This is a genomic window from Sphingomonas sp. GW821-FHT04B01 (genome assembly GCF_059420425.1).
Genome location: NZ_JBWKTR010000010.1, coordinates 1 through 17432, shown reverse-complemented (window position 1 = coordinate 17432; position 17432 = coordinate 1). Strand labels below are relative to the sequence as shown.

17 protein-coding genes and 9 pseudogenes are annotated in these 17432 nt (G+C 59.7%); 12 read left to right on the top strand and 14 right to left on the bottom strand.

The window, feature by feature from the left end; translation table 11 throughout:
- The first annotated feature begins 5 nt into the window (after positions 1 to 5).
- Together AC07UH_RS18575 and AC07UH_RS18570 are read left to right on the top strand one after the other, a co-directional pair.
- On the top strand, positions 6 to 569 hold the full coding sequence (locus tag AC07UH_RS18575; RefSeq protein ID WP_495181685.1) for a TadE/TadG family type IV pilus assembly protein: 564 nt from the start codon (positions 6 to 8) through the stop codon (positions 567 to 569).
- Positions 566 to 1228 (top strand): TadE/TadG family type IV pilus assembly protein, encoded by a 663-nt coding sequence (locus tag AC07UH_RS18570; RefSeq protein ID WP_495181684.1) that lies wholly within the window; start codon positions 566 to 568, stop codon positions 1226 to 1228. The genes AC07UH_RS18575 and AC07UH_RS18570 overlap by 4 nt, the downstream gene beginning before the upstream one ends.
- Before the next feature lie 679 nt (positions 1229 to 1907).
- Here AC07UH_RS18570 and AC07UH_RS18565 read toward each other — a convergent pair.
- Positions 1908 to 2325: pseudogene (locus tag AC07UH_RS18565) on the bottom strand (IS3 family transposase); the annotation flags it as partial.
- Between the two features lie 45 nt (positions 2326 to 2370).
- A pseudogene (locus AC07UH_RS18560) lies at positions 2371 to 2487 on the bottom strand (IS481 family transposase); the annotation flags it as partial.
- Positions 2488 to 3139: 652 nt separating this feature from the next.
- Between AC07UH_RS18560 and AC07UH_RS18555 the strand changes: the two are divergent.
- The 3 pseudogenes from AC07UH_RS18555 to AC07UH_RS18545 all read left to right on the top strand — a co-directional run.
- Positions 3140 to 4332, top strand: a pseudogene (locus tag AC07UH_RS18555) (IS701 family transposase).
- Positions 4333 to 4546: 214 nt separating this feature from the next.
- A pseudogene (locus AC07UH_RS18550) lies at positions 4547 to 4939 on the top strand (transposase family protein); the annotation flags it as partial.
- A gap of 234 nt (positions 4940 to 5173) precedes the next feature.
- Positions 5174 to 5347 (top strand): annotated as a pseudogene (locus tag AC07UH_RS18545) (integrase core domain-containing protein); the annotation flags it as partial.
- Here AC07UH_RS18545 and AC07UH_RS18540 read toward each other — a convergent pair.
- Together AC07UH_RS18540 and AC07UH_RS18535 are read right to left on the bottom strand one after the other, a co-directional pair.
- The gene (locus AC07UH_RS18540; protein ID WP_495181682.1) at positions 5348 to 5587 is read right to left on the bottom strand and encodes an epoxide hydrolase N-terminal domain-containing protein; all 240 of its coding nucleotides are present in this window, start codon (positions 5585 to 5587) and stop codon (positions 5348 to 5350) included.
- Positions 5588 to 6727 carry an MFS transporter gene (locus AC07UH_RS18535; protein WP_495181681.1) on the bottom strand — a complete coding sequence of 380 codons (1140 nt, stop codon included), beginning with the start codon at positions 6725 to 6727 and terminating at the stop codon, positions 5588 to 5590. It lies immediately after the preceding gene.
- 121 nt (positions 6728 to 6848) lie between these two features.
- On the opposite strand from AC07UH_RS18535, the gene AC07UH_RS18530 reads away from it, so the two are divergent.
- Complete coding sequence (locus AC07UH_RS18530) at positions 6849 to 7838, top strand: LysR family transcriptional regulator (protein ID WP_495181680.1); 990 nt, start codon at positions 6849 to 6851, stop codon at positions 7836 to 7838.
- A gap of 17 nt (positions 7839 to 7855) precedes the next feature.
- On the opposite strand, the pseudogene AC07UH_RS18525 reads toward AC07UH_RS18530, so the two are convergent.
- Positions 7856 to 8147 (bottom strand): annotated as a pseudogene (locus AC07UH_RS18525) (integrase core domain-containing protein); the annotation flags it as partial.
- A gap of 192 nt (positions 8148 to 8339) precedes the next feature.
- Positions 8340 to 8783, bottom strand: coding sequence for a hypothetical protein (locus tag AC07UH_RS18520; protein WP_495181679.1), 444 nt, complete (start codon positions 8781 to 8783; stop codon positions 8340 to 8342).
- Between the two features lie 330 nt (positions 8784 to 9113).
- Here AC07UH_RS18520 and AC07UH_RS18515 point away from each other — a divergent pair, with 330 nt between their 5' ends.
- Positions 9114 to 9791 carry a PAS domain-containing protein gene (locus tag AC07UH_RS18515; RefSeq protein ID WP_495181678.1) on the top strand — a complete coding sequence of 226 codons (678 nt, stop codon included), beginning with the start codon at positions 9114 to 9116 and terminating at the stop codon, positions 9789 to 9791.
- A gap of 108 nt (positions 9792 to 9899) precedes the next feature.
- A pseudogene (locus tag AC07UH_RS18510) lies at positions 9900 to 10331 on the top strand (transposase); the annotation flags it as partial.
- Between the two features lie 11 nt (positions 10332 to 10342).
- Here the strand turns inward: AC07UH_RS18510 and AC07UH_RS18505 are convergent.
- The 3 genes and pseudogenes from AC07UH_RS18505 to AC07UH_RS18495 all read right to left on the bottom strand — a co-directional run.
- A pseudogene (locus AC07UH_RS18505) lies at positions 10343 to 10687 on the bottom strand (IS21 family transposase); the annotation flags it as partial.
- A 112-nt stretch (positions 10688 to 10799) separates the two neighbouring features.
- Positions 10800 to 11045: pseudogene (locus AC07UH_RS18500) on the bottom strand (transposase); the annotation flags it as partial.
- 147 nt (positions 11046 to 11192) lie between these two features.
- Positions 11193 to 11795 carry a hypothetical protein gene (locus AC07UH_RS18495; RefSeq protein ID WP_495181677.1) on the bottom strand — a complete coding sequence of 201 codons (603 nt, stop codon included), beginning with the start codon at positions 11793 to 11795 and terminating at the stop codon, positions 11193 to 11195.
- 167 nt (positions 11796 to 11962) lie between these two features.
- Here AC07UH_RS18495 and AC07UH_RS18490 point away from each other — a divergent pair, with 167 nt between their 5' ends.
- Positions 11963 to 12247 (top strand): hypothetical protein, encoded by a 285-nt coding sequence (locus tag AC07UH_RS18490; RefSeq protein WP_495181676.1) that lies wholly within the window; start codon positions 11963 to 11965, stop codon positions 12245 to 12247.
- A gap of 148 nt (positions 12248 to 12395) precedes the next feature.
- Here AC07UH_RS18490 and AC07UH_RS18485 read toward each other — a convergent pair whose 3' ends face one another.
- Both AC07UH_RS18485 and AC07UH_RS18480 read right to left on the bottom strand, forming a co-directional pair.
- Positions 12396 to 12644, bottom strand: a complete 249-nt coding sequence (locus AC07UH_RS18485; protein ID WP_495181675.1) for a DUF3892 domain-containing protein — start codon at positions 12642 to 12644, stop codon at positions 12396 to 12398.
- Positions 12645 to 12727: 83 nt separating this feature from the next.
- On the bottom strand, positions 12728 to 12952 hold the full coding sequence (locus AC07UH_RS18480) for a DUF2188 domain-containing protein (protein ID WP_495181674.1): 225 nt from the start codon (positions 12950 to 12952) through the stop codon (positions 12728 to 12730).
- A 380-nt stretch (positions 12953 to 13332) separates the two neighbouring features.
- Here AC07UH_RS18480 and AC07UH_RS18475 point away from each other — a divergent pair, with 380 nt between their 5' ends.
- From AC07UH_RS18475 to AC07UH_RS18465, 3 genes are all read left to right on the top strand, one after another.
- On the top strand, positions 13333 to 13572 hold the full coding sequence (locus tag AC07UH_RS18475) for a hypothetical protein (RefSeq protein ID WP_495181673.1): 240 nt from the start codon (positions 13333 to 13335) through the stop codon (positions 13570 to 13572).
- A 188-nt stretch (positions 13573 to 13760) separates the two neighbouring features.
- A complete protein-coding gene (locus AC07UH_RS18470; protein WP_495189908.1) occupies positions 13761 to 14126 on the top strand; it encodes a hypothetical protein in 366 nt (121 codons plus the stop codon).
- On the top strand, positions 14123 to 14803 hold the full coding sequence (locus tag AC07UH_RS18465) for an ImmA/IrrE family metallo-endopeptidase (RefSeq protein WP_495181671.1): 681 nt from the start codon (positions 14123 to 14125) through the stop codon (positions 14801 to 14803). The genes AC07UH_RS18470 and AC07UH_RS18465 overlap by 4 nt, the downstream gene beginning before the upstream one ends.
- Before the next feature lie 134 nt (positions 14804 to 14937).
- On the opposite strand, the gene AC07UH_RS18460 is transcribed toward AC07UH_RS18465, so the two are convergent.
- From AC07UH_RS18460 to AC07UH_RS18450, 3 genes are all read right to left on the bottom strand, one after another.
- The gene (locus AC07UH_RS18460; RefSeq protein WP_495181670.1) at positions 14938 to 15492 is read right to left on the bottom strand and encodes a GNAT family N-acetyltransferase; all 555 of its coding nucleotides are present in this window, start codon (positions 15490 to 15492) and stop codon (positions 14938 to 14940) included.
- On the bottom strand, positions 15489 to 15797 hold the full coding sequence (locus AC07UH_RS18455; RefSeq protein WP_495181669.1) for a type II toxin-antitoxin system TacA family antitoxin: 309 nt from the start codon (positions 15795 to 15797) through the stop codon (positions 15489 to 15491). Before AC07UH_RS18455 ends, AC07UH_RS18460 begins: the two co-directional genes overlap by 4 nt.
- A 547-nt stretch (positions 15798 to 16344) precedes the next feature.
- On the bottom strand, positions 16345 to 17064 hold the full coding sequence (locus AC07UH_RS18450) for a 4'-phosphopantetheinyl transferase family protein (protein ID WP_495181668.1): 720 nt from the start codon (positions 17062 to 17064) through the stop codon (positions 16345 to 16347).
- Positions 17065 to 17432 lie beyond the last annotated feature (368 nt).

The following is a 17432-nucleotide window of genomic DNA, read 5'->3' as shown; positions in this document are numbered from 1 at the left end:
GGGCCATGCCAAACCTTGGAAAAAAAGGATCCGTAGTAGTAGAGTTTGCGATATTATCACCTGTTTTGCTACTTCTTATTTGCGGACTGACGGATTTGGGATACCTCTACTTTGCGCAAACGACTTTAAATGGTGCCGTCCTGCAGAGTGCCCGCTTAGCCGCCACTAAGATGGACATAAGCGAGAACGAGCGGAATTCCTCGCTGCGTGCCAGCATTAAGGCAGCCATGCTCCCTTTTGGCGCGGGGGAGCCCGTCATCCGTACGATGGTCTACCGTAAGTTCGCCGATAGCACTCCTGAACCTTATATCGATACTAATCATAATGGAGCCTACGATGCACCTTCCAGCAGTTCGTCGGGCGAGCCATTTACAGATCGCAATGGCAACGGCTTTTGGGACACTGCACAACCAAAGGGTGGCTCCGGAAACGCGATGGGCGACATAGGTGATGTAGTGAATTATACGGCAACCCTAGAAGTCGGGCATTTGTTTGGCATTCTCGGCAATACCTCAATTAGACTTAAAAGTACGACGGTTGTTCGTAATGAGGCGGTTAAAACAGAATGACTCTTGAATCTTCACCTTTTTGCGAAGTTCGCGTCGATAAACGCGGCGTGGCTTTCTTAGAATTTGCGTTAACCTTACCGATCCTGCTTGGTTTTGGTTTGGGTGGACTTGAGATGGCAAACTATATCATATCAAGTAATACGGTTCAGCGCATGGCAACTGCTTCGGCTGACATGCTAGCGCAATCTGGCGTTAATAATTCCGAGACTACTGAAGGTGATATTTGGGACTTATTCTACTCGCTCGATGCTTCAGCAGATCGCCTTGATCTCCGTCGTCGGGGAAGAGTAATATTCACCGTAATAAAGGGTGTTGTCCAAAATAATGGCCTGGTTCGCAATGAATATGCCGATGACAACGCATTTTCACAACAATTTGATGGCGGTTTCACCGAGGCTGTCTCTGTTCTCGGTTGTCATAGCGTGACAAGCTTACCAATCTATAGTCGAATACTCCCACCTAATGAAATCATGGTACATGCTCAGATCAGCTATCGTTACGAACCGTTGTTCATACCGAACAACGCTTTGAGCTATTTTCGTGTACCATCTATAATATCGCGTACCGCAGTATTTCGCATGAGGAAGAACCAGTTCAATATTCTTGCAGACGGTAAACACGCATCAAAAAAGAACTGTGCGTCATCGGATGGACTTTAGTTTTAGAAATTTTCGGGGCGTCAGGACGTTCTATACTCGTTGTCGGCGATCGTTTCAGAGACCTTTCACGCACTTTGTTGCCTACATCAACGTATGGGATTGTTCTGGTGGCGGCTTGACGAGAGCGTGGGAGTCATAGGGGCCGTTTTCGGCTCGTTCTATGTAAAGCGTCTGCCACGGGCGCTGTTTTCTCATGGCAGCATGTCATTCGTGGGATATCGGACGACCGATATAGAGGTGGCTTGGGGAGCTTGACAGAGGGATAAAAGGTTTGCCGATCTGACGGCGACCATTATGGCTGCGAGCAGGAGGCAAAATAACAAGCGACCACATTGAAACCTCAATCCAGCGTTCAAGGCCAAGGTAGCGTTGGCCGAGTTGCCGTAGCAGTATGACGTGCACCCCCCAACCCCATCAGCCAGTCCCGGTCGCGGCTGTTTGAGGGTGTGACGGAAGTGTTCAGGTCGGAACCGGCCACAGCCGAGGCCGCGACAAATGTAACAGTACTGCAGTCAAAAAATTGCGGGCGGCGTGCGACACCAAAACCCTGCGTTCCTTCACTCACTTCACTGCCTCGAGCTTGAACTGTCGGCCGAACTTGAGCCGTTGGACGTTCATTCTCCAGATCTTGAGGAGTTCCTGATCAGTCTGCATCGTAACCAGCCCGAACCAGTGCCTCCCAATGCGCTATGGCGACGAGTTTATCGCTGCCATTGTCCGACCTAATATGCGCTGGGGACCCGCGCGATGAATAGCTCGGCAAGCCCCGCCAGCACGTCTTCGTGCTTCAACTGACGTGCGACGATCAGCGCCAGGCATTCCCTGCTGGCCTCGTTGATAATCGTAAGGATCCGGAACTTGCGCCCGTCGTGCGTTCGCGCTTCGACAATGTCGTATGCCCAGACATGCCCCGGATACTCCGACCGCAGCCGGATGCACGAGCTGTCGTTCAACCACAGCCGGCCACGCTTGGGTTGCTTCTGTGGCACCTTCAGCCCCTCACGCCGCCAGATGCGCTCGACGCACTTGTGGTTCACCGACCACCCAGCGGCATGCAACAGCGCGGTCACTCGGCGGTAACCGTAGCGTCCATACTGGGGTCGGTTCCGGCTGGGGGCGGAATGACACCCTAAGCGCTGTCACTTAGGCTTGTCGCCCTCGATATCTGGCAGACGGAATATGCTGTGCCGCTGCAGGCAGCGGCGCAGCGCCAACCGTGTCAGATGCGGGATCGACGGCTGCAAAGCATACAGGCAATCCAACTTTCCCCGCTGTTCAGATCCCCCGAGCCACCTCTCTCCGCCGCGACCTCACGGAGTTCTGCTCTTCGCTTCGTGCATAGCGTAGTCCTGCCGATACTTCTCCTGCTCCGCCAATGGTGGGACACGAAGCGCCTTGCGCATGGCATCGGATATAAGGTTGCGGTCGTAAGGCTCTTGAGTTGCCAGGCTGCCCTTAGGTGCCGTGAATTGGGTACCCAGCACTTGCGGTCTGCCAATGGCCCAAAGATATCTGTCGAGCGTCGCGGCAGATATCCAGATCGCTCCCGCATTCCCTCTAGCTGCGGCTACCATTGATAATAGTTGGGCCTTTAAATAATCATCAGCTTTGCTGCCATGCTGAAATATAAAGGCTGCGTGGTAAAGGTCTTCACCACTTGAAGCGCCCCGGAGTCTAGCAGTTCTTGCGTGCGTCGCCTGCGTCTTTTGTCCGCTGGCCAGACAACGGACAAATTGATGTGATCAGCTTGGCGATCGGCTTGATCAGCATCAAATATGTGAGTCATTTATACATTTATATTGCGTAAGATCTCCCGCGTGTAGGCTGTCTTGGCGTCCCATGGTCCTAGCATTACAGTTGCGCATTTGATCAAAGTCTGAATTAATGGGTCGCCATGGCAGGAGGCCGTGGATGACGGGTGCATCGATTGAGACGACGCTGGAGCTTTGGGCGACTTCGCTGCGTGATGTGAAGGCGCGGATGCGGGGTTTGTTCACGCAGGAACGTGTCGCGGCGTCCGCGGGGTTGTTCTTGGAGGGGGTGCTAGGCGACGAACGGCGCAAGACCGGCTGGATGCGTGCGGAAGCGGCAGGCGATCCGGGACCGTGGCGGCAGCAGGCGATCCTCGGCCGCGGTCGGTGGGACGCTGACGCGCTGCGCGATATCGTACGCGACTATGTCGTCGAGACGCTGGCTGCCGAGGATGCGGTGCTCGTGATCGACGAGACGGGCTTCCTTAAGCGGGCAAGGCGTCGTGTGGTGTCTCGCGCCAATACACCGGGTCTGCGGGCAAGATCACCAACTGCCAGATCGGCGTCTTTGCCGCCTATGTCTCGCACAGCGGTCATGCCTTTATCGACCGGGCGCTGTGTCTGCCGAAGGTTTGGACGAGTGACAGCGCGCGCATGGATGCGGCCCATGGCCCGACGGAGACGCGGTTCGCGACCAAGCCCGCACTGGCAGCGCAAATGATCGCACGCGCGATTGCTGCCAACGTCCCGTTCGCCTGGGTCGCCGCTGATAGTGTGTACGGCGTCGGCGACGTCGAGCAGGCGCTACGCAAAGCTGGAAAAGGTTATGTCCTTGGCGTTGGCTCCAACCATCACTTTGGCTCCTGGGTAGGGAAACCCGCTGTTTTCGGCACTGCAGGCGAGATCGTACAGCATCTCGATCCCGCCGCCTGGCATCGCCTGTCGGCAGGCGAGGGCACGAAGGGAGCGAGACTGCACGACTGGGCCTATCTCGAACTCGCCGGCATCGAGGCTACCAATTACGGTGAAGGACGCCGAGGGATGTGGACACGCGGCTTGCTGATCCGACGACATGTCGCGGACGGTGAACTGGCGTTCTTCACAACCTGGTGCCCGGCCGGGACTGGGATCGACGCGCTCGTGCAGGGTGAAGGCCACCGCTGGGCGATCGAGGACAGCTTTGAGACGACCAAGAACGAACTCGGCCTCGACCATAACGAAACCCGGTCCTGGCATGGATGGCATCGCCACGTATCGCTGGTCATGCTCGCGTTCGCCATGATGGCGGTGATCCGCCACCACGCAAACGAGGTGACGCCCCCAAAAAGCATGCGCACGACACTCCGGCGCTGATCCGCTGGTCCATACAAGAGGTTAGACGCATTGCTGTTCGGCTCGCTCAGCGCCGTATCGCGCCCGCCCACATCATCGCATGGTCGTTATGGCGACGAGCGCACCAAGCCGCCGCCCGCCACGCTCACCTCCAGGCGAAATGCAACTGTAATGCTAGGTGTTTGATCCCGCGGTTTGATGGTGCGATGCTTTCGCTGGAATGGAAGGAAGCCGTATGGGACAAGTTCGTCACGGGAGCGCCACGACCACGCACGCCGTCCGAGCAGCAATACAGCGATCGCAAGCTTCGCTCGCGACGTTGAGCCGGGAGCTGGGGATCAACCCGAAGACGGTCGCGAAGTGGCGGAAGCGGGCGACGGTCGAGGATTTGAAGACCGGGCCGAAGGCCCCTCATTCGACCACCCTCACTGAAGTCGAGGAGGCGATGGTTGTGGCGTTCCGGCGCCACACGCTGCTGCCGCTCGACGACTGCCTCTACGCCTTGCAGCCATCGATCCCGCACCTGACACGATCAGCGCTGCATCGGTGCCTGCAGCGGCACGGCATCTCACGATTACCGGATATCGGGGGCGACAAGCCAAAGCGGCAGCGCTTCAAGCGTTACCCCACCGTCAACGGGATCGCTCCCTGCCATAGCAAATACGAAGATCCAGCGGCGCCGGGGCGGCCGTGGTCCTCACCATCCTTAAAACGAGATACGCACCCAGGTGGAAGGCCCGAACATTATCTACAGGGTCGCTCGACGAGCGCCCTCACGGCACTTGCAGAGAGGGGGCCTTCCACCTGGCATCCGACCGTTCGACAAACGGCCGGTACTCTGTCCCCGTCTTGATGACGGCGTGAAGCCAAGGTGCTGATTGAGGCGTGGCGGCGTCACTACAACACCGTCTGCCCGCACACCAGCCTGGGCTACCGCCCGCCGGCACCGGAGGCGGCGACACCGCCATTGCCGGCCTCCGGTTCCGCTTCGCTCCACCTACGCCCGGCAATGGCGGCGGAGACGACGATGCAATAACTATCTACCGGGACCACCCGGTGGGGGCTGCTCACAGTAGGCACACAGGTCGCGCATGTACGAAACGGGCGGGCCGTAACGCCAATCCGTCCCATCGACTGGCTCCCGCCAGGCCGGCCACCGAAATTGTCGAACCTTCTCCAGGATCCGTGCAATCACGTCATCCGCGACGTCTATTGTCAAAGGCCGGATGGCGGCTCCTGTTGCGCCCGTGGCCCATTCGGTTGCTTCGTTGGTCATCTAATTGCCTTTCCGGGTTCGACGATTCAGGCTCATCGCCACGACCCACACCAATAGGCCGCAGCCGGCCAAACTCGCGCCGACGGGTCCAATTGCCGTCCATCCCAGCCCGCGAGAGATCGCGAGACCGCCGATGGCGGGGCCGATCGCATTGGCGATGTTGAAGGCCGAATGGTTCAACGCCGCCGGTAGCGCCTGCGCGTCTCCGGCGACCTCCATCAGCCGTGTCTGCAACACGACGCCAAGCGCCTGACTCCCGCCGATCAGGAGGATGTCCACCCCGATCCAAATGGGAGATCGCGCGGCGAGAGGATAGACGACCAGCGCAGCCACGCTCCAGAGCAGGACACCGCCTGCCGATGGCAGCGCCGCCCTGTCGGCGAAGGTCGGCGCGACGATGTTGCCGATCGTCAGGCCGAGGCCGAACAGGCAGAAGAAAGCCGGCACGTAGCTCGAAGGCAGCCCGGTGATTTCGACAAGCGTCGAGCCTAGATAGGCGTAGACGCAGAACATGCCTCCGAACCCGATCGCTCCGATTGCAAGCGTCAGCCATACCTGCGGATTGCGGAGAGACCGGAGTTCCTGCAGCGGTCGTCCTCGCGCTGACGCGAGTAATGTCGGGGCGAAGAACAACAACAGGCCGCTGACTGCGGCGAGGCAGGAGACGATCCACAGCGCCAGCCGCCAGCTGAACGCCTGGCTCAACCAACTTGCTAGCGGGACACCCACAAGCGTGGCGACGGTCAATCCGAGAAAGACCCGGGACACGGCCCACGCTTTGCGCCGCGACTCCACTTGACCCGCCGCAACGAGGGCGGCGATGCCCAGATAAGCGCCGTGCGGAAGGCCCGCCGCGAACCTGAAGACCACGAGTTCGCCGAAGCTGGTCGCCACCGCACTCAGCCCGTTCGCGGCCGCGAACCACGCGAGGAGCGCGAGGAGCAGTCCGCGCCGGGGGAGAGATGCTGCTACCAACGTGATCACCGGCGCACCGATCACAACTCCAATGGCGTAGAGGCTCACGAGCAGGCTGGCTCGAGGCTCGGAGACATGCAGGTTGCGAGCAAGCTGCGGCAAGAAGGTCATGACGGAAAACTCGGCCGTCCCGAACGAGAAGGCGCCCAGGCAGAGCGCCGCCAAGACGTACGCTGGCGCGGTCGTGGGGTGATCTCGACGGTTCAGTGAACGGGATGACCGATGGTGGTCGACCGAGGGTCGAAAGGGGACGCCCGCGCTGCTCGGTTGATCGTGTCCGATACCCATGATCTACCTCACTCACGCTACGATCCGTCATGTGAGGTCTGCTTTGTATCTTGAGAACGGCCACCAGGGATCGATCAGCTTTGCGAAGGCTGCAAAAGCGATCGCGAGGGAGGATCGCGCCCGTACGCTCGCGATCTTTGTCACCGTGGTCGATCAGGGAAGCTTCTCGGCGGCTGGACGTACGTTGGGCGTCACGCCATCGACGGTAACCCGCGCGGTCGACCGGATCGAGGAACGACTTGGCGTTCGACTGATCCTCCGGTCTACTCGCTCCTTGTCGCTGACGACCGAAGGACGCGCCTATAATCTGGCCGCACGCCAGATCCTCACCGACCTCGACGAAGCGGAACAGCGCATTGCCGATACAGGTCTGCCCCGTGGGCGGCTGCGGGTCAGCGCCGCCATGGCGCATGGCAGGTTGAAGGTCGTGCCCCTCCTCGGACGATTCAGTGAACTTCACCCCCACATCCTCGTCGATATCATGCTGACCGACGCCGTGCTGGATGTCGCGGCCGGCGAGGTGGACGTTGCGCTGCGGTTCGGCGTGCTACCGGATAGCGACCTTATCTCCCGCAAACTCGGGGAGAACCGTCGCGTCGTGGTCGCCTCGCCTTCCTATCTCGCCCGCTGCGGGATCCCGCAAGCGCCCGAGGACCTGCATCGGCATAATTGTTTGAACTTCAATTTCAGACGAGCGGAGCCGGCATGGCCGTTTCGCCGCGATGGCCGCGATTTCACGCTTCCAGTGAGCGGGACGATTGAGGCGAACAACGGAGAGACGCTTGCCCAACTCGCGGTCGCCGGCGTCGGGATCGCCCGCGTCGGATCGTATATCTGTGACGAAGACATCGCCCATGGGCGGTTGGTCCCGCTTCTTGAGGCTTTCAATCCTGGCGATACCGACCCGCTGAGCGCCATCTTTGCGGGCGTCAGTACTCCCGCCCGGGTGCGGGCGTTTGTCGACTTCATCATAGACGAACTCGGCTGAGATCAGAGCTTATCAAACTAGGTGTTTAGTCCCGGCATCTGGTGGATCGGATTGACGATGAACCGGTCTGGCTCTGACGTCCAGATCTTGGCGATGTATTCGTAGGGTGTGAGGCCGCTCAGCGTTTTTGAGCCGGCGGGCGAAGTTATAGGCGGCGATGAAGTCGGCGAGGTGGGTCCGGAACTGGTTGTGGCTCTCGTAGTGGAAGCGTTTGACGGTCGCTTCCTTGATGGTCCGGTTCATCCGCTCGACCTGACCGTTCGTCCACGGGTGGTTGGGTTTGGTCAGGCGATGTTCGATGTCGTTTGCCTCGCAGATCATGTCGAAGCGCATCTGGCGCGACCAGGCGGTATTACGGTTGCGGGGCTGCTGCGGGGCCGACCCGGTTTTCCGCAGAGGAAGGGTGGGCGAGACGGCCGAGGCTTTCCCAAAGGATCAAGTTTCAGGAATCGGGCGCATCTCGGTGGTCAATGCGACGGAACGGTCGTTCTGCTAGTCCAGTTATGCCACTCGGGCCTCTCGACCGGCTTGCTTTTTCAGGGTTTGGCTGGCGGGTTCGAACAGCTGGGTTTCCAGCCTAAGGGTGTGGTCACGCAGATCGTCGAGGAACTGCCTCTTACTACGCGCGAACGCCGTGAAGTCGGAGGAGATGGCGTCAACGGGCCATACTGCTATGTGATTGGCGTACCGAACATGCAGATCACTTTCCGCGGCCTTCAGGCGATCGTAGTTCCGTATACGCCTTTTGATGTCCGGAACCTCTCGCTCGATACGGGACCAGAGCCGCTGCGTCATGGCTGAATTATCACGCGCAACAATAGCCATCTCATATCGTAGACGGAGAAGTCTGGGCGTGACCTCGTTTCCACTTATTTCTTCACGCAATGCTTCGGCTGCAGAGAGGAGGCAGCGGTGACAATCCATCATTCCTTGATAGAGATGCATGCCAATTTCCTGCCATTGATCCACGCAACTTGTGAAAGATCGGCTCATTCTGAACTCTCAAGCGTGGATCATGACCTACTACATCTTAAAATCGGGTTACGCGATCGATATGGTTCCATACGACACTCATGCCGGCCTCACCACGCCTTGAGGCTCAAGATACGTCCTTGCACCGCTTTACCGCGTTGCGCGCGCTCGGCCCCTCCTGCGGAGAGTTTTCGGACGGTCTCCATCCCAATGAATGCCCCGGCCGTCTCGCGCGCCGTTCCAGACCGTCCGAAAACGCCGTTCTGAATACCATGGCACAGTGGAACGGTGTAGCGTGGGAACATGAAGTACGTCGAAGGTCATGCTCGCGATCAGGAGCGTTCACAGCAGGGGCCAAGCGACGGTTACTGTCGCGAGGCATGGAACGCCGTGTGTGCCTCGCAGGCGGTTATCGAGTTCGACGTAACAGGCCTTATAACCTGGGCTAACGACGAGTTTCTGAACGTCGTCGGATATAGTCGGGAAGAGCTGGTCGGTCAGCATCATCGGGTGCTGTGCGTAGCGGAATATGCCGCGTCGCCGGAATATACCGACTTATGGGCCAAGCTGCGTGCCGGTCGCTTCGACCGCGGTGCCTATCCGCGGCGCCGACGAGATGGAGCGGAGTTATGGCTTCAAGCTGCTTATACCCCCATGTTCCGAGACGGGCAGGTCCATCGCATATTGAAGATCGCAACGGATATAACAGAAAAGGTCATGCTGGAACGCGCGCTTGAGCATCGCCAAGCTGCGCTACGCGCGACGGTTGCCGACCTGAGCGAGATTGTGACGTCGATCTCCGGGATTGCGGGGCAGACCAATCTGCTTGCGCTCAACGCAACGATAGAGGCGGCGCGCGCGGGAGACGCGGGCCGAGGTTTTGCTGTCGTGGCGAACGAGGTGAAGCGGCTGGCGGGCGACACCAAGGCAGCGACAAATAGGGCCTCCCACATGGTGAGCCGGCATAGTGATGATCTGTAGAACTCAACGCAGGCGTGCGGAAATGTACGTTTCTCGAGGACGATGAGGGATCGCCCAAAGAAGGACGGTCTGGATTCCGCAGCGTGTCAGGCGGTGTAGTCTTCGGGCATGGCATACATCGAAGGTCATGCTCGCGACCAGGCGCTGCTGCTGCCGGCATCGATCGAGGACTATGTGACGACGGACAACCCGGTGCGGTTCATCGACGCCTTCGTCAACGACCTCGATCTGGGGCATGCGGGTTTCCAGCGGTCGCGACCGAAGGCAACGGGACGTCCCGGTTACGATCCGGCCGACATGCTCAAGCTGTACCTCTACGGCTACCTCAACCGGGTGCGGTCGAGCCGGCGCCTGGCGGCGGAGGCAGGCCGCAATCTCGAGCTGCTCTGGCTGCTGCGCGGGGTACGGCCGGACTTCCGGACCATCGCCGACTTCCGCCGCGACAACCGGGCCGCGTTCAAGGCGGTGTTCCGCGCGTTCGTGGTGCTGTGCCGCAAGCTCGACCTGTTCGGGCGCGAGTTGCTGGCGGTGAACGCCCGCGCAGTCATCACGTCCCGACGACGTGCCTGCCGCCAGCGGGCTGCATAGCGACGCACCGCATCGTATGAGCCATCGAACCCCTCGCGCAGCAGCAGATCGTGGATGCGCGTGATGCGCGGCTTCTCGCGCCGCGGCCGCGCCTCGTCTTCCTCCAGCAACGCGTCCAGTCGCGCCTGGAACGGCCCCAGCTTGGGCAGCGGCTGCACCTTGCGCCGGTAGCCCATGTCCGCCTCCGGCGACCGGATCGCCTTGCGCACCACTTTGCGAGATAAATGCAGGTCTCGCATGATCGCCTTGATGGCTTTCCCCGCCGCATGCTCGCGCCGGATCCTCAACACCGTCTCCAATACCAACATCCCGATCTCGCCGCCTGACACACCGCCAAGAGTGCAGCCTAGACCACCGGGATGAGGGGTCCTTTTTCGACGCCGATCACCCCGCTACCGGGGTCCTTTTTCCACGCCGATCCACATCCTCGCACAAGCGCCGTTCTGAGCGGATGCCAAACAGGTAGCCGACCAGCAGTATCCGCAGCATCAGTTCCGGATCGATCAAGGGTCGCCCGGTCGTGCTGTAGCTCGCCGCCAGTGCGTCGCGCACGAAGCCGAAATCAAAGAGGCCGTCGATACGTCGGAGCAGGTGGTCAGCGGGCACGTGATCATCGAGCCGGAACCCGTAGAACAGCGCGCCCTGCGCTACCTGCCGACCCATCATGTCCCTACTCACCGCTGTTCGCAGGAATGAATCACGCTGCCCGGGCGGTAGCAAGCATGCGTTTTCAACGGTCTTGTTCGGTTGTGACACCATGACCCAAGTCGTTGTTGCGCACCGCCGCAGATCACGGCGGCGGTGCGCACTCTGCTAGCGACGGGTGCAGATCGGGCGGCCATTCGGAGAGAGAAGCTGCTCGGTTCGCGCCTGACCGCCTCGCGCAGTGCCCTGATAGACAGCGCAGCCGCGCGCGTCGTAATCGATCCGCGCATTGCGATAACCCAGCCGGGCATCGACCTTCTGGAATGCGGTGACTTCCGCGCTGGGCAACGCGTCGTTGCCGTAGCTGTGCACAGGTCCGTTCGCGGCAGGAAGCATGTCGTTACCGTAGCTGCGCTTCACACCGCGGCGGTCAAGTTCAGTGTCGATCGCGCCCAGCGTGCGCCGGTAGGATGCGATCTCTGCGGCGCTGACGAAGCCTTGCTGGCGCGACAGCTGTGTCATGCTCGCCCCGGTCTGCGTCACCTGACGGTGCAATGCCGTGGCGCGCGCCCGCGTGATCTTGCCGGTGCGCTGCGCCGCGGTGATCCGGGCTTCCGTGGTCCCGATCCGAGCTTGAAGATCGGCTGCGGCACGGGCGTTTTCGACTCGTTGCGCCGACGTTCCTTGCCGCTGCGCCGAGGCAGGTGTCTGAAGCCCGGCCGTCACGGCCAGAGCCGCGAGGATCGGGAACGTCGCTTTGCGGAAACTCATGATTCTCTCGTTTCGGTTATCAGGAACGGGCAGGACGCTATCGGGCGTCGTTCGTTCCTTTGCGTGTTATCGATGACGCCGGCGTGAACCGGTACTGCCGGGCGACGAAGTGTTGGCCCGACTTCCCGATTTCGATACCTACCCCGTCATAAAAACAGGAGAGTACGATGGCCGTTTACGTGGTGACGTGGAATCTCAACCAGGAGCGATCCAACTACGCGCAGGCGCGACAGGCCTTCATCCAGCATCTTGAACGCTACCAGAACGTCAAGGATTCCGGACTGGAGACGGTGCGGTGGATTTCGACAAGCTCGACGGCCACGCAAATCGATACCGACCTTCGCCAGAAGCTGGATAACAATGACCGGCTTTTCGTCTCCAAGCTCAACAGCGGCGAACATCAGGGATGGCTGAACAAGGCGACTTGGGAGTGGATCAACGCTCGCCTGTGACGCCGGGACCGTGAAACCGTTGAGGTGGCTTTTGCCCGGCTCCATGCGGCGGCTACTGCCCTGGCGGCTGAGGGCTGACGGCAAAAAGGTCTACCTTTCTTCCGCTGATCGACGAGGCGGGAGGGGGCGGCTGCCCCCTGCTCCTTCCTTAGCAATCGGGCAGATCGTCGAGGTTGTTCCTGGTCGAGCTATCGCGGCGGGTGCGGAGATACTTCCCCGTCGTGCCATTCACGACCGTGACCGGCGTCTCCTGGCCATCAGTCCACGCGACGTAATATTGGTGGTCGCCGTTCTCGATATCACGGATCGCATCCGCCTTGAGGCGGGGCGACCAGCTCTGCCCGGCATTGCAGAGCTTTGTGATGTCGCCGTCCTTGTCATTGCCGCTCTTGGTCACCTGGCGCCTGACAATGATCGTCTTGTCCTTTCATTGCACGCATCAGTGGGACGGGCCGTGCCTTTGGGGCAAGGCCCGCTTGGTCAGCCTCGCGGCGGGAAGGGGTCGCTGCCGTAGCTGTCGCGATCCCTGATCTGGCCATTGCGGCCGTGGATCAGAAGTTCGCTGTGCTGGTTCTGCGCGATGCCTCGCGCAGCATCGATCGCGTCACGCTGGGTGTCATGGACCGACGTCGCACGACCGTTGCCGGCACCGCGAACAGCCCAACCACCTGCTTGCGGGACGACATGCTGGTTCTTTCCGGACATAATTCTACCTCCTTCCTCGCGCTTTAAGGGTAAGACGGCTTGCGACCCCGCTCCCGATCGTCTTCATTGACTATCAAGGGGGTAGGCTGAAACGGCGGGTGCCCTCGGACATCTCGACACGATTTTTTTCGTGTCGTGTCCGAGCCGTGCTGAAAGTCAGCCTACTCCGTTAGGAAGCCGGCGGAGTTGAGTGAGCCAACCTTGATCTTGCGGAAGCGCGGCAGGCGATCGAGTGCCTGACTTCGACCGACCTCCTCAAATTGAGGAAGGCGGGACGACAATATGCGTTTGCGGCCGGGTGTGAGGCCGACGATCTACTCAACGAAGCGGTATGTCAGACAATTGAGGGCGTTCGGAATTGTCCGCGTGGGATGGAAATGGTGCCATTCCTGATCGGCGTCATGCGCAGCCGTGCGTCGGGCAGACAACAGAAGGTCGAACCCGAATTGGTGTCGGCCGATGCCACCGACGCCGAGGGCCGGTGCCTGTATGAGCCGGTAGAAACGAAACCCAATGCCGAGGAACTGGCGCTTTCAAGTGAAGATGCGTCGGCTCGGCGAAACGCGCTGGAAACCTTGTTTGTCGATGATGAGGAAGCAACCCTGTTCCTGTGGGCGTAACTGGACGACCTGCCGAAGGAGGAGATCATGACCATGATCGGTGTCGATATGACGGCGTATGCCACTATCCAACGCCGTGTCCGTCGCACGATAGATGCGGCGTTTCCGAATGGATTGTCATCGTGAGTGGGGCTGGGCGCCCTGTCCCACCGTTCGATCGTCTGGCGGATGAACTGGTCGCAGACATCATGGCTATGTCGGACGCAGAATTACTGGCGGAGGTTGAGGCCGAAGGACTGAATGCCAAGGATGAAGCCGACCGCATCCGCGCTATCATCTCGACCGCAACCGCCCGATCTGGAAAATCGCGCCTCCAGGCTGCGCGAGCGGAGATCGATCGCGCAGCCGGAACGGGCCGGGGGCAAGTCCACCAGCTTCCTCTCAGGGATCGGGCTGCTGTCCTCGCTTGGTTCGCCAACGACGACACCAAGCTGAAAAGTCGGCTGACGATGGCTGCTCGCAATGGCCAAGGCATCACCGAAAAAGAGATGGATGATATTCTCGCTGATTTGCGAGAGCTTGGCGCCATCGATGAAGATGGCAACCCGATTTGAAGGGGCTCGGCCAAGCCGAAAAGCTCTTGCAGTCCTTCGGCGTCACCAGTCCGGATGAAATCGATGTCGAGGCGATCGCCTGGACGATGGGTGCGAAGGTGCGCAACGGCATTCTGGAGAGCTGCGAAGCCCGGATCATCGGCTTCCGCGATCAGGCGATCATCACTGTGAAAGGCGATGGCGATCCGCGTCGCCGTCGCTTCTCGATCGCGCATGAGCTGGGCCACTGGCAGCATCATCGCGGCCGGTCGTCGGTCTGCCGGGCGAGTGAGATCGGGAGTTTCAGCCAGAGCGGTGCCGGCATTGAGCGGCAAGCTGATAATTATGCTGCCGACCTGTTGATGCCGGCCTATCTGTTTCGACCGCTTGCAGCCGCTCACCGGCGGCCGTCGTTCGAAGCAATCGTCGTTCTGGCTGCTGCCTTTTCCACCAGCCGGTTGGCAACGGCGCTACGGTTCATCGACCATAGCCCTTGGCCCAGTATGATCGTTTGCCACGGTCAGAACGGACGCCGATGGTTTCGACGCAATGGCGGCATTCCGGATTACTGGTTTCCCCGCGGTGATCTCGATCCCGAGTCAGAGGCGATGAAACTTGCACGGAAAGACAGATCGGTCGCGGCCGACGATCATCGGGGCGGACGCATGGTTCGATCACCGGGGCGCCGATCGGTTTAAGCTGACTGAGGAGTGCGTCAAAGGCTTCGGGAATGATGTGCTCGCCCTTCTGACGCTGAAAGATCAGATGCTCGATTAGGACCGCGCAGCATGGGGCTTTGAACTAGGCAAGTTACGCGCCGGCAATTCCCAACCTACGCATCCGCTTGCGTAAGAGTCCGAACCGTCGCGATCGGTAGGAACAACCGCAAGCCGTTGGAGGGCAGCGGCTCAAAGCCATAGCCGGTATAGAGCGCGATGCGCTTCGCCACCTTCTCCGGGTCGCCGCAGTCGAGCACGTCCAGCATGACGACGGCGATGCCGAGCGCATCGGCCGCCATGGCCAAGCGCTTGAGGCAATCAACCAACAGATCGCCGCCATAGCCCTGCCGCTGAAAGCGGCTATCGACGCCGATCATCGAGATATACGCGGCAGGGATACTGCCGTGCGCAGACCGGTTGCGGGCAAACCGATCGGGCAGCTCGGTATAGTCGATCGCATGGGCGTTGGTGGCGTAGAAGCCGATCAGTTGGCCTTCGGGGCCGACCATTACGAAGGTGCGGACGTTATCCGCCTTGGCGAGCTTGTTCGCGGTTCGACGAAAGAAATTGTCAACCTGCGTGATGCCACAAGAAAAGGCCGCTCGATCGTGCTTGGCAGGATCGAGCGGTTCGATGGTGAAGGGCTTTGTGTCTTCTGTCGCCGTCACCTGCTGACGATCGTCTCACGATGCCGCGCGAATGCTGCCCGAAGGCGATCGGTGGTTGCCGGCGGCGTGTCGAGGGCCGCGAAGAACCGCACGTGGTCGACCGGCTGCAGGGTGGTGCGTTCGTACGCCGCGATCGTCTCCATTGCGGAACGATAGGCCGCGTTCATCGTGAAGACGGAATCGTCCACGCCAGAAAGAGCGGCAGCCTGCTGGATCGCCTGCTTGATGCGCGGCTTGGTGCGGAAGTTCATCCGCTCGCTGCTGCGCTCCTCAATGGCGCCGACCTGATCCTGAAAGCCAAGCATGGCACACCTCATTCAACCTGCAGCCCCATGTACGTCTTAGTGGCGTACATTTCAACAAAAGGTTGAAAGTCGCTCGATTTGATTAAATCCACTGTAGTGTCACAAACGTCCGTGGCTGTTGAAAAAGCCAGACGCTACCGTGATCGCCTCTCTTGGCAGGATGGTAGAATGGGAGCGATATGGCTCTGACCGTTTTCGTGTGTAGACGCTATCGTCTCGACGACCCTTCTGGCAATTCCTTGTCTCGTCCAGCTGCGGCAAGCGCCACAATGAGATCGGCTCGATTGAACGGGATGCGGTATGCCGGCTTGGCGCAATCAAAGCACCAACTTTCCGCGATGGAGCCAGTATCCACGGTGTCGTAACCAAGGTCAATTTGGAGGGGATGTGCCTCCTTAACCAAAGGGTCATCAGCCGAGGTCGACAAGGCTCGCCAGTTTCCATTTGACATTCGAACGTAATAGATCAGGTAATTGAGAGTCTCTAAATAGATCTTTATTGCAAGATCACTTGTTCAAAGTACGGGCACGACTCTAAAATATTCTATTTATACAGATGGCAAACATGTTAACGCCGCTTCATAATTGAAGTCGATCAATACCCGTATTGTGTTAATATTTTTTACAATATCCCATTCTGGAAAATATAACCGGCTTGCAATCTCTTCGCCTATATTAAAAGCCGAAAAGCTCCTGATATGATGGGACAAGCCGAGGCCGGTCGCCTTGACTACCGCTTCCTTCGCAACCCAGATCCGATAGAATGAACGAGCCTGCGCGCCCGTAGGTTGCGCAGCCACCATTGCCCGCTCGGTATCGGTAAGCACCATGGGTGCCAATTCTCGCCAGTCGAGCGTAGGCGTCACGAATTCGATATCTACCCCAATCGATCTCCGATCCGATAGACCGATGAGAGCGCGGCGGCCGGAATGCGAGACGTTGAACGACAACGCCCGATCAGGCCCGAGTTCGGGACGGCCATGAGGACCGTAGACCCACCAGAGCGACCTTGGCGGCACGCGCAGGCGTCGCGCCAGGACCCATCGCAACGCGGCCCGGGTCATAGCGAATCTCGCGCGATCCTCTTGGTAACGGAAGCGCAAGAGCTGGCGTTCTTCGTCGGCGCTGAGGAGGCTCAGGGCTTCGGTGGCGATCGTATATTCGGGGTCGAGTTCGACGCACCACAGTTCGACGTCCTCGGGCACAAGGGACGGGTCGAGTGCCAGGCGCCGCATCATCGGGATTGGCGGAAACGGATCAGGCTCCATTTGCCGGCGTAGCCCTAACCCCTCACTCTCAGGGCGAGTCCGCCTGCGCGCTGCATCCCGTCCCGAGCCATGCCATCCCGATCGCATGCCGGCGACGGCGTAAGCAATACGGAATCAGCCGTTCGGCGATATGCAATAATTTCTGCAACAGGAATGTCATTCGTCCGTCATCTGCCGACATTAGATCGCGTCAGGCGTGGACAGGCGCGGCGCTGTCCGGGAAAGCCTAGAAAAGGACTGTGGATGGCTACGACATCAGACTATACGACATCGTACAAGGTCGTCGTCAACTAGGGTCAGGACCCATTGATGGGAGAGGCGCGATCTGATTGAGGCTCCGTGAGGAGACCGTGAATGAGCGACCTGTA

Coding starts and splice junctions, on each gene's coding strand:
- AC07UH_RS18575 (WP_495181685.1), top strand. CDS start 6: ATGCCAAACCTTGGAAAAAAAGGATCCGTAGTAGTAGAGTTTGCGATA.
- AC07UH_RS18570 (WP_495181684.1), top strand. CDS start 566: ATGACTCTTGAATCTTCACCTTTTTGCGAAGTTCGCGTCGATAAACGC.
- AC07UH_RS18540 (WP_495181682.1), bottom strand. CDS start 5,587: ATGACCAACGAAGCAACCGAATGGGCCACGGGCGCAACAGGAGCCGCC.
- AC07UH_RS18530 (WP_495181680.1), top strand. CDS start 6,849: ATGATCTACCTCACTCACGCTACGATCCGTCATGTGAGGTCTGCTTTG.
- AC07UH_RS18520 (WP_495181679.1), bottom strand. CDS start 8,783: ATGCATCTCTATCAAGGAATGATGGATTGTCACCGCTGCCTCCTCTCT.
- AC07UH_RS18515 (WP_495181678.1), top strand. CDS start 9,114: ATGAAGTACGTCGAAGGTCATGCTCGCGATCAGGAGCGTTCACAGCAG.
- AC07UH_RS18495 (WP_495181677.1), bottom strand. CDS start 11,795: ATGAGTTTCCGCAAAGCGACGTTCCCGATCCTCGCGGCTCTGGCCGTG.
- AC07UH_RS18490 (WP_495181676.1), top strand. CDS start 11,963: ATGGCCGTTTACGTGGTGACGTGGAATCTCAACCAGGAGCGATCCAAC.
- AC07UH_RS18480 (WP_495181674.1), bottom strand. CDS start 12,952: ATGTCCGGAAAGAACCAGCATGTCGTCCCGCAAGCAGGTGGTTGGGCT.
- AC07UH_RS18470 (WP_495189908.1), top strand. CDS start 13,761: ATGGCTATGTCGGACGCAGAATTACTGGCGGAGGTTGAGGCCGAAGGA.
- AC07UH_RS18455 (WP_495181669.1), bottom strand. CDS start 15,797: ATGCTTGGCTTTCAGGATCAGGTCGGCGCCATTGAGGAGCGCAGCAGC.
- AC07UH_RS18450 (WP_495181668.1), bottom strand. CDS start 17,064: ATGGAGCCTGATCCGTTTCCGCCAATCCCGATGATGCGGCGCCTGGCA.